Source organism: Pseudoalteromonas sp. MQS005 (assembly GCF_001661605.1).
In the GTDB taxonomy this organism is placed as follows: Bacteria; Pseudomonadota; Gammaproteobacteria; order Enterobacterales; family Alteromonadaceae; genus Pseudoalteromonas; species Pseudoalteromonas tetraodonis.
The window spans coordinates 19,289-29,338 of the sequence record NZ_LYRQ01000053.1; the positions used below are offsets into that span (position 1 = coordinate 19,289).

Below are 10,050 nucleotides of genomic sequence, written 5' to 3' on the forward strand. Positions count from 1 at the left end.
ATAACAAATTTGGATTACACAAAATGACAATCAAAGAAGAAACACTTTATTCGAACATCGAGACAGTGAATAGCAAACAGCTTGCAGTCCTGAAAAAACATTTCCCTCAATGCTTTGATAAGTCAGGAAACTTCATCCAAGAGAAGATGCTTGAAGTTGTAAATGCAAATGAAGTTGAACTTTCAAAAGAATCATACACATTGAACTGGCTTGGTAAGTCTTATGCACGTTTATTGACTAATCTTCCCCCCAAAACATTGATCAATGAAGACGTGGCACATAACCAGTTAGAACATAACAAGGACAGTAAAAACCTGCTTATAAAAGGCGATAACCTTGAAGTATTGAAACATATGGTTAACGCATACAGTGAGAAGGTCAAGATGATCTATATCGACCCTCCTTACAATACGGGTAAAGACGGTTTCACTTATAACGATGACCGTAACTTTACGGTTGATCAATTGGTTGAACTAGCAGGTATTGATGTAGAGGAAGCAAAACGCATTTTAGAATTCACAGATAAAGGTTCTAGTAGCCATAGTGCGTGGTTAACCTTTATGTATCCTCGCTTGTACATTGCCCGTGAACTTTTAAGTGATGAAGGAGCAATCTGTATATCAATAGATGAAAACGAATTAAATCAATTAAAAGTCATTTGTGATGAAATATTTGGTGAAGAAAACTTCATTGAAAGTATTGTATGGAACAAACGAATCCCTAAAAATGATAAGGGTATCGGTAATATTCATGAATACATTTTGGTTTATTCTAAATCTACTCTTATAAAACAAGAGTTTTTGATGCGAAAAGATGGTATTGATGATGTTTATGATTTTGTAGAAAAACAAAAGAAATCTAATGTATCTTTGGAACAATCAGAAAAAGCGTTAAAAAAATTCTACAAGAGCAATGGGTATGATAGAGGTATAACTCTTTATAATAGTCTAACTAAAGATTTTCGGTTATGGGGCAAGATTAATATGAGTTGGCCGAACGCTGACACGTTTGGTCCTAGATATGACGTATTACATCCGAAAACTGGAAGACCTGTAAAAGTTCCTGATCGTGGGTGGCGTTGGAAGCAAGAAACATTTAACAAGGCAGCTTTAATTAAAGACGGTCATTATACTAATATCGAAGAAAGGTATGACGGCAGTTTTGTTTGCGGTCATATTTGGTTTGCTAAAGATGAAAACACCCAACCAAGTTCTATTAAATTTCTTAGTGAAGTAGAAAACTTTTTATTGCGCTCAATCCTTTCTACTAAAAGTGATGGTGGTGTAGAAGTAGAAAACCTCTTTGGTAGTAAAGGGTATTTCTCGTATCCGAAACCAGTGAATCTCCTTAAAACATTATTAGGTTCTATAGAAACTAAAGAAAATGATGTGTTTCTAGATTTTTTTGCAGGTTCAGGAACAACTGCTCATAGCATTTACTCTTTAAATTTAGAAGATTCACTGGAACGTAATTTTATCTGTGTTCAGTTACCTGAACCTACTGATATAAAAAAAGAAGGCTATAAAGCGGGTTATAAAACCATTTTCGACATTACTAAAGCTAGAATCAAACTGTCTGCTGATAAAATTCGTAAGGAAAATCCCGATTTCCACGGTGATCTTGGATTCAAAGTTTTCGAAACTGTAGAAGATTTCAGAGTCGAAGATGATGACAAAGAGTTGTCTTTAATGACGATGACAATGTTTGATGATGTGATGCTTACCGATGAGCAATACCATACGCTTCTTACTACTTGGCGTTTGTATGATGGTAGTGAGTTGAGCACACCTGTTCAAGATATTGAGCTAGATAGCTATACCGCTCACCTTTGTGATAATCGTTTGTATATGATTGCTTCTGATTTTTCTAGTGATGCTTTGAAAGCTCTTCTTTCGAAACTTGATACAGACAAGGAATTCTCACCTAATAAGATTGTTTTCTTTGGTAAAAACTTTGATAGCGTGAAACAAATGGAGCTAAACGAAGCACTAAAAAGTTATGCTAATAAAAAGTCATTAGAAATTGATCTGGTAGGAAGAAACTAATGTCAAAGGGATTCACATTTGAGAAGAACCTGCCACACCAAAAAGCAGGTGTAGACGCATTGATGAGTATGTTTGTTGGAGCAGAGCCTCAACAATCGGACGAACCTATCGTTCGCCTTAGAGCAAACCCTGTTCTTAGTATTACCGACCCTCAATACTATGCGAACATCAAAACAGTTCAAGAATTCAATGGAATCGAACATAAAAGAGAGCATTACAACGCTAAAAGCAACGTTATTGATATTTCTATGGAAACAGGCACAGGTAAGACTTATACCTATACTAAATCCATGTATGATCTCAATAAAGCATTTGGTATCAATAAGTTTATTGTCATTGTCCCTACGCTTTCAATCAAAGCAGGAACAGTAAACTTTCTGAAAAGTGATGCACTTAAAGAACATTTCCGTGATGATTATGAGCGTGAACTAAAAACTTATGTCGTAGAAAGTCAAAAAGGTTCAAGTAAGAAGAATACTAAATCTTTTATGCCTCAAGCGGTTCATGATTTTGTTGAAGCAAATAATTTTAATAAAAAACAGATTCACGTTTTGATTATCAACTCTGGAATGATTAACTCAAAATCATTGACTGAGACATACGACACAGGGTTGTTAGATAACAAATTCGATACACCGATTGAAGCTATCAGTGCTGTAAGACCTTTTATTATAATTGATGAGCCTCACAAGTTCCCTACAGCTAAAAAAACATGGGACAACATCAGTAAGCTTAATGCTCAATACATTATTCGCTTTGGTGCAACTTTCAACGAAGACTACGAGAATTTAGTTTATCGTTTAACGGCTGTTGATGCGTTTAACAATGATTTAGTAAAAGGGATTAACGCTTTTATTGAAGATGTTGTTGGTGATGACTTTGCAAACCTTAAACTCACTAAATCAACGGCAAAAGAAGCAACATTTGAGTTAAACGAAAGTGGAACGAAAACCGTTTATAAACTTACGAAAGGTGAGCCATTATCAAAGACTCATAGCGAGATTCATGATCTGTACATTGAATCACTTAACACAAAAATGGTTGTACTGAGTAACGGTATCGAGCTTAAAGTCGGCAAGTCTATAAATCCTTATTCATACTCGGACACGCTTGAAGATAATATGATCCGTAAAGCGATTAAGGAGCATTTCAAGCTTGAACGTGAGTTGCTCACTCAACGCCCAAGAATAAAGCCGTTATCGCTTTTCTTCATTGATGATATTGAAGGCTATCGTGATGGTAACAACCTTTCAGGTAGCTTAAAAACTAAGTTTGAAGAATGGGTTGTCGCAGAAGCTAAAGAGTGCTTAAAAGTTGAAACCGATGCTTTCTACAGAGAATATCTAGAAAAGACCATTAAAGATGTGTCTGTTGTTCATGGCGGTTATTTCTCGAAAGATAATAGTGATAAAGATGAAAAAATTGAGAAAGAAATCAATGAGATTCTTCATGATAAAGAACTTCTTCTTTCATTAGACAATCCAAGACGTTTTATCTTTAGTAAGTGGACACTTCGTGAAGGTTGGGATTCGCCTAACGTAATGCAGATCGTTAAGTTACGTTCAAGCGGTAGCACAACATCAAAACTTCAAGAAGTTGGCCGTGGTCTTCGTCTACCAGTAAATGAATATATGGGTCGTGTTAAAGACCGTTCATTTATGCTTAATTACTATGTTGATTTTACAGAAAAAGACTTTGTAAGCACTCTCGTTCAAGAAGTGAATGACTCTTCATTCAAAGAAACTGTTCCAAGCAAGTTAACCCAAGAAATCAAAGATAAAATTACTGCCGAATACCCTGATTTATCTGCATTTAAAATTATGTCTGATCTGTTGGGTAAAGGGATCATTGATGAAAATGAAAATTTACTTGGTTCTGATGCTTACTCAAAACTAAAAGCTCAATACCCTAATGCGTTTCCTACAGGCGTTAAGCCTAACAAGATTAAAGTTGATAGTGGGGCGAAGAAAACATCGAAAATGCGTGTTGGTAAGTTTGATGAACTAAAATCACTCTGGGAGATGATTAACCAAAAAGCGATTTTAGAATATAAAATTGCAAGCGAGGACGACTTCCTTGAACTATTAAAAAAATATCTGATTGAAGAGTCAGATAAGTTCAAGAAAACTGGTGTTCAGACACGTATTGAGACGGTCTATATTCATAACGATACCGCTATGTTTAAGTCAAAGTTTGGTAATGATGATGACTTCACCAAGTTCTCTACAATGACTTACAAAGAGTTTTTGAACCGTCTATCACAAGAAGCGTTTATCAAGTTATCTACGCTTCATAAAGCATTTGTAAGTGTTCAAAGCACGATAGATATTACTGATTATTTGAATATTCAAACAATCAGAAAAGTTAAATCAGGATTCAGTAAATTCTTGTTGAATAATTCATTCAATAAGTTTGGTCTTGGCTACAACATTATATCGAACAGTATGCATCCAACTAAGTTTACTGATGAGCAAGGTGAACCTCGAACCGAAGTTATGGCAAGTGATTTAGGAGTTTATAATGACGACTCTCTTACGCCTCTAGATACATACCTGTTTGAAGATGTGTTTTATGATTCTGAACTTGAGAAACTGAATATTACGGATGGCGAGATTGAATCTGTATCGGTCTTTACTAAGATTCCGAAGAACTCAATTAAGATCCCTGTATCTGGTGGTTACTCATATTCTCCCGACTTTGCGTATGTCGTTAAAACGAGTAAAGGTGATTTCCTGAACTTCATCATTGAGACGAAAAATGTTGATGGAAAGGATAGTCTTCGCAAAGAGGAAGAGCGAAAAATCGAACATGCTAAAGTTCTTTTTGACCAGATCAGTAAAGAGGTCAAGGTCGATTTCAAAACACAATTTGCTGATGATTTGATTTATGACTTAATTAAGCAAGCTGCTTCTAGCTAGTTTGTATAGAAAGCGAGGGCAAAACATGCTCTCGCCTTAGTTCAATTTTTTGCATATTTAGTCATACAAACAAAACACATACTTAAAAGTTAGAGTAATAAACCTAACTTATTTTTGTCCAAAAACGTGTTGAGGCGAATGCCTCAAAAGAGCGAGGAACGGTCATTGAGACTGGCTGAATATTGTAGTTAATTGATTGGCCAAACAGCCCTTTGCGCATATATTCATTATGAGTGTCACCACTATAACTTTTATCCAGCTTTTCATGCTTTCTCCTTTGTATAAATTATTAATATTAGCTTTTCTAATTTATTACTTTACCATCTTGGTTTCTTAAAACAGTATGCCAAGGCTCAGGTTTTTTTATGTGATCAATTGTGACATCTTTTATCGCCGCAGACTCTAACCACAATAATGTTCCATCACTAGCTTTGACTTGCGCCAATTCTCTGCCTTTATAATAAGATTTATTTAAAAATCCATAAATAATATTACCTTCTCTAAGAGAGAAGCAGTGTTTATCAATACCTCTTTCTTTTGGTTTGATACCGCTATCCAATTCGTCTATTAGCTCTTCCCAGTGCTTTTTATTAGGGCATGCAGAAACACCGAATTTAAAAGAAAGGTACCTTGGTTCCTCTTTAAGCTCATCAAAGCATTTGCTACGGTCATCTGTATTTTTATATGCATTACATATTTGGTCTGCTATTGAGTTATTTGGGAAGCTTGAAAAGGGCAAAAAAGCAATTATTAGTATTATGATGGCTTTCATTGAATAATCCTTATAATCCACAGTGCTGAAGTTTTATTTATTAAGTTGTGTAAGTGTACTGCTAATTAAGTAATCAATGAAAGTTAAGTTTAAAGAGCAATACTATTTTCTTCAGTGCGGATATATCTTAAATCTAATTTTTTAGCTTTGGCCCTAGTTTCTACGCTTTTGCTGTAGGTAAGTCGCTCAACTTGGTGGTGTAACTGGGCGGTGCTAAGTTATCTTTTGGTCGCCAATCATGATTAAAACCTTCAGTAGCAGTATGTATAGTTGACTGCCCAAATTTTTTATTAATCTCATCTAGCACAGCAGTTCGCTTATCTACTTTTAATGGGCCTACATCACTCAGTAGTTCCAATTGCTGTTCAGTATCACTTTTTGAGAGTTGCTCTAAAATTACCCCTACTTTTTTGTACTTATATCCAGCCTTAAATATAGATTTAAGGGCGTAGGTAGCGTAGGCCACCAGCGTTAATGTATCCGCGCAAGGGAAGGGGAGTCTAATTAGTTGTGATTTATGGTATTGAGCCTGGCTCTTATCAAAGCTATTTGTGCCGATAAAAATTGTTATTGCTGATGTGAAGCTTTCAAAACGGCGAAGTTTATTGGCTGCGCGTGTTGTGTGGGTTGCTACTGCCTCCATCATTTCATTTTCACATGTAACGGCTTTACCCATACTTTGAGATACACATATTCTATCTCTGTTTGATTGTATATCTTTCAATTCAACAGCATTAATCCCATTTAATTCTTGTACTGTCCTGGCGAGCACGACGCTGAATTGTTGTTTTATAATACTTACATCTAATTTTTTTAAATCTAACCCAGTAACAACGCCCATAGCTTTGAGTTTTGTCTCGGTGCGAGAGCCCACACCCCAAATATCACCAACAGGGCAGTGCTTTAAAGCCCAGTCAACTTTATGTTGTGTATCTAATACAACAACTCCCCCGGTGTGAGCTTTCCACTGTTGTTGTTTGGCGCAATGGCTACCAAGCTTTGCTAAGGTTTTTGTGCTGGCCATACCAAGACCAACGGTTAGGCCCACATTTCGATGAAGGGCGCTTTGAATTGTGTGACCTAACTTTTTTAGGTTTTGTGTATGCTTCACATCTACTTTTCCAAAACTCTCATCCACTGAGTATCGAATGGTGTCAAATAAAAACATTTCTAGCTCTGTATGAAATCTATCGCTCATATCACCAAATAAGTTAAAGTTTGATCCCCATAAATGCCCGTTGTTATGTTTTACTATTTCACAAACATTAAAGGCGGCATCGCCCATTTTTACATTTAGATCCTTAATGGCTTGGTTGCGAGCGATTACATTACCTTGGTTTGAGCTCAATACACCCAATGGTACACGATCCATGTTGTATTGAGGGTTGAATAGGGCGCAGAACGAAACGTAAGCTGCGTTAATGTCACATAGAACCCACATATCAAAATACCTTAACTACGCCTGTGACAACGCCCCATATACAATGGGTATCCCAATTATTATCTTCATCAGTTTGCACTTCAATTGACGGAAACGCTTTATTCCTACTAATGAATATTGCTTTATTGCCTTTTAGTTGCAGCTCTTTTACAACAAACTCATTATCTAGAGTGGCTAGAACTATACGACCTGATTTGGCTGATATAGAGCGATCAACGACAATAATTGAACCATCGGTTATATCGGGGGACATACTATTGCCAGCAACTTTGAATAAAAAAGTACTGTTTGGTCGCTTTATCAGTAAAGAATCTAAGCTGATCCTCTCACTCAAATAATCTTCACAGGGGTTTGGGAAGCCCGCTGCAACACTGAACTCACCTAGTTCAAGGATGGTTGAGGATGGTGCTGTTTGGATAGGTTTCATTGTGCACTTACTATATACTGTATACATGTACAGTATTTTAGGCGTCAGCTTTTACTTGTGCAAGTTAAATGAATAAAGCTTATTACTTGCTGATATGTAATATCCATTATAGAGAGCGTGTTAGGTGAATTATTATTAAAAAACTATTATTTATTTTAAATTCCTGCGCGTATTTGTCTTTACTATACCTTTGAAGCACCAATTATTACGGAGTTTTTAATAGTGGAACTTTATAAGTTAATCTCGAATGACGGTGATATGGCCGTGTTTTATCGTAATGTACTCATTTCATATTATGATTCGGTTGTAGACGAAGTTAATGTGAAAATGTTAGTTGAAGCTGTCGCAGACAATATAGCAAGAGCTGTAAATAATGAAATTAAGACGGTTCGCTTTGAAAAAGAGCCGGATTTTGTGCACTGGGAGTCAAGCCATCAAGTTGCTGATATTCTTAATGTGGGTAAACTAAAGTTGCTTAGCGCTTCAGACAGAAAAATTAGCTCGTCGCTGGTGGATGAGATCGCTATATTAACCGGTTAAAATTATTCCTAATAAAATTAACCTTATTAATCGTTTTTACTATATTTTTAATTAACACATTCTAAACTGACTTTCTGCTTGGTCGCATTTTTTGTCTTCGCAGGCGCGGCCAAGCTCCTTATTAATTTCCCCAAAACATCCCGTTTTAAAACTACCTGTATCGTTCTCTTATCTAAAACATAAGAATACTAGAGTAAAATATGGGTCATCATACCGGTGCTTTAATACAGACAATTAAACAGTTTTCACAAGATTTTGAGTTCTATCCCACCACCAATGAGCAGTTAGAAGTAATTAAAGCTGATTTAGAGGTCATATTTCGCAGCACAAAGTCACCAAGCGTATTGGACATTGGTGCAGGTAATGGGAAAGCGCTAAAACACCTCACCGAGGGAAAGAAATACGCTATTGAAAAGTCATTACCATTACTTAGTGCTTTGGATTCCGATATATTTGTAGTTGGCACTGACTTTAAAGAGCAGACGATAATTGATAAGCGATGTGATCTAGTTTTTTGCAACCCTCCCTATTCTGAATTTGCATACTTTGCCCGGAGAATTATAGAAGAGGCTAACGCCCGTTATATTTATTTGGTGCTGCCTGAGCGTTGGGAAAAAAATGACGATATACAAAGCGCCATAAAAGCTCGGGATGCGAGTTACACTGTGTTGGGCTCGTATGATTACTTAAATGCCGAGCGCAAAGCGCGTGCTAAAGTTCATGTTGTACGGATTGACCTTTGCTACTGCCGTGATACCTACTATCGCGGGGCCACCCCAAAAGTAGATCCATTTTCTTTATGGTTCGCACAGAATTTTAATATTTTTAATGAAGATGAAAAGCCTAAGGCAACGGATACGTTTAATAAAGATAAAGCACATAACTTTAGTGAAAGGGTTAGTAATTCATTAGTACCTGGCGTCGATTTAGTTTCTACCCTTGAGGCTCTTTATAATGACGATTTAAATAAACTTATTGAGACTTACAAAAAGTTGGAGTCAATTGATAATGTCGTTCTTAAAGAGCTTGGCGCAAATTTTGATGGAGTCAAAGAAGCGTTAAAGTTAAAAATCGAAGGTTTAAAGGATAAATATTGGCGAGAGCTATTCTCAAACCTTGATAAAGTAACTAATAGGCTGACGGCCAAATCTCGCGAAAAACTTCTAAAAGTTTTGTTTGAAAATACTCATGTAGACTTTACCAAGACGAATGCCTACGCGTTGGTCCAGTGGGTCTGTAAGAATGCAAACAACTACTTTGATGAGCAGCTGGTGGACGTTGTAGAGTGCATGATTGGTCAAGCAAACGTAATACTTTATAAGTCTAACGAAAAAACATTCGGCAAAGAGGAGTGGCGCTATATTCGTTGGGCACCTGAAGGGTTAGATAGGTTCTCACTTGATTATCGCATTGTAGTGCACCGTGAAGGTGGGAGGAGTGATTCTTGGGATAGTAGATCTGGATTGTCAAAAAGAGCGCACACTTACCTTAATGATTTGTGCACGATAGCATCTAATGTCGGGTTTGATACTTCTGGATGCGAACGGGCAGATAGTTTTGACTGGACTGATAGTGGTAAAAAGGTTTTTACCTATTTTGATCACACCACCCAAAAGAACGTTACACTTTTCGAGAGTCGTGCTTATTATAATGGAAATATCCACTTACGCCTTAATCAAGCATTTATAGCTAAGTTAAATGTATTGTTCGGGAAGTTAAAAGGCTGGGTTAAATCACCTAAAGAGGCCGCTGATGAAATGGGAATAGATATTGATTTAGCTAAGGAAAGCTTTGGCGCCAACTTTAAGATAACATCCACCAGCGACGTACTAAGATTAGAATTAAATTAAATAAAGATATAAGTAAGAAAAAGGCCGCTACTGCGGCCTTTTTGGTTGGGTTTGGTT

7 protein-coding genes are annotated in these 10,050 nt (G+C 36.6%); 4 read left to right on the forward strand and 3 right to left on the reverse strand.

What is annotated here, in order from left to right:
- The first annotated feature begins 23 nt into the window (after window positions 1-23).
- Window positions 24-2,045 carry a site-specific DNA-methyltransferase gene (locus tag A9479_RS16055; protein ID WP_064663995.1) on the forward strand — a complete coding sequence of 674 codons (2,022 nt, stop codon included), beginning with the start codon at window positions 24-26 and terminating at the stop codon, window positions 2,043-2,045.
- Window positions 2,045-4,963, forward strand: a complete 2,919-nt coding sequence (locus tag A9479_RS16060) for a type III restriction-modification system endonuclease (RefSeq protein WP_064663996.1) — start codon at window positions 2,045-2,047, stop codon at window positions 4,961-4,963. Before A9479_RS16055 ends, A9479_RS16060 begins: the two co-directional genes overlap by 1 nt.
- A 304-nt stretch (window positions 4,964-5,267) precedes the next feature.
- Here the strand turns inward: A9479_RS16060 and A9479_RS16065 are convergent, their stop codons facing one another.
- The 3 genes from A9479_RS16065 to A9479_RS16075 all read right to left on the reverse strand — a co-directional run bounded on the left by A9479_RS16065 (window position 5,268) and on the right by A9479_RS16075 (window position 7,603).
- Complete coding sequence (locus A9479_RS16065) at window positions 5,268-5,735, reverse strand: hypothetical protein (protein WP_064663997.1); 468 nt, start codon at window positions 5,733-5,735, stop codon at window positions 5,268-5,270.
- Between the two features lie 160 nt (window positions 5,736-5,895).
- Window positions 5,896-7,176: a Y-family DNA polymerase gene (locus tag A9479_RS16070; RefSeq protein WP_064663998.1), complete on the reverse strand. Its 1,281-nt coding sequence runs from the start codon at window positions 7,174-7,176 to the stop codon at window positions 5,896-5,898.
- 1 nt (window position 7,177) lies between these two features.
- A complete protein-coding gene (locus tag A9479_RS16075) occupies window positions 7,178-7,603 on the reverse strand; it encodes a LexA family transcriptional regulator (RefSeq protein WP_064663999.1) in 426 nt (141 codons plus the stop codon).
- 222 nt (window positions 7,604-7,825) lie between these two features.
- Between A9479_RS16075 and A9479_RS16080 the strand changes: the two genes are divergently transcribed.
- Both A9479_RS16080 and A9479_RS16085 read left to right on the forward strand, forming a co-directional pair.
- Window positions 7,826-8,143, forward strand: coding sequence for a hypothetical protein (locus A9479_RS16080; protein WP_064664000.1), 318 nt, complete (start codon window positions 7,826-7,828; stop codon window positions 8,141-8,143).
- A 200-nt stretch (window positions 8,144-8,343) separates the two neighbouring features.
- On the forward strand, window positions 8,344-9,993 hold the full coding sequence (locus A9479_RS16085) for a DUF4942 domain-containing protein (protein ID WP_064664001.1): 1,650 nt from the start codon (window positions 8,344-8,346) through the stop codon (window positions 9,991-9,993).
- Window positions 9,994-10,050 lie beyond the last annotated feature (57 nt).

Coding starts and splice junctions, on each gene's coding strand:
- A9479_RS16055 (WP_064663995.1), top strand. CDS start 24: ATGACAATCAAAGAAGAAACACTTTATTCGAACATCGAGACAGTGAAT.
- A9479_RS16060 (WP_064663996.1), top strand. CDS start 2,045: ATGTCAAAGGGATTCACATTTGAGAAGAACCTGCCACACCAAAAAGCA.
- A9479_RS16065 (WP_064663997.1), bottom strand. CDS start 5,735: ATGAAAGCCATCATAATACTAATAATTGCTTTTTTGCCCTTTTCAAGC.
- A9479_RS16070 (WP_064663998.1), bottom strand. CDS start 7,176: ATGTGGGTTCTATGTGACATTAACGCAGCTTACGTTTCGTTCTGCGCC.
- A9479_RS16075 (WP_064663999.1), bottom strand. CDS start 7,603: ATGAAACCTATCCAAACAGCACCATCCTCAACCATCCTTGAACTAGGT.
- A9479_RS16085 (WP_064664001.1), top strand. CDS start 8,344: ATGGGTCATCATACCGGTGCTTTAATACAGACAATTAAACAGTTTTCA.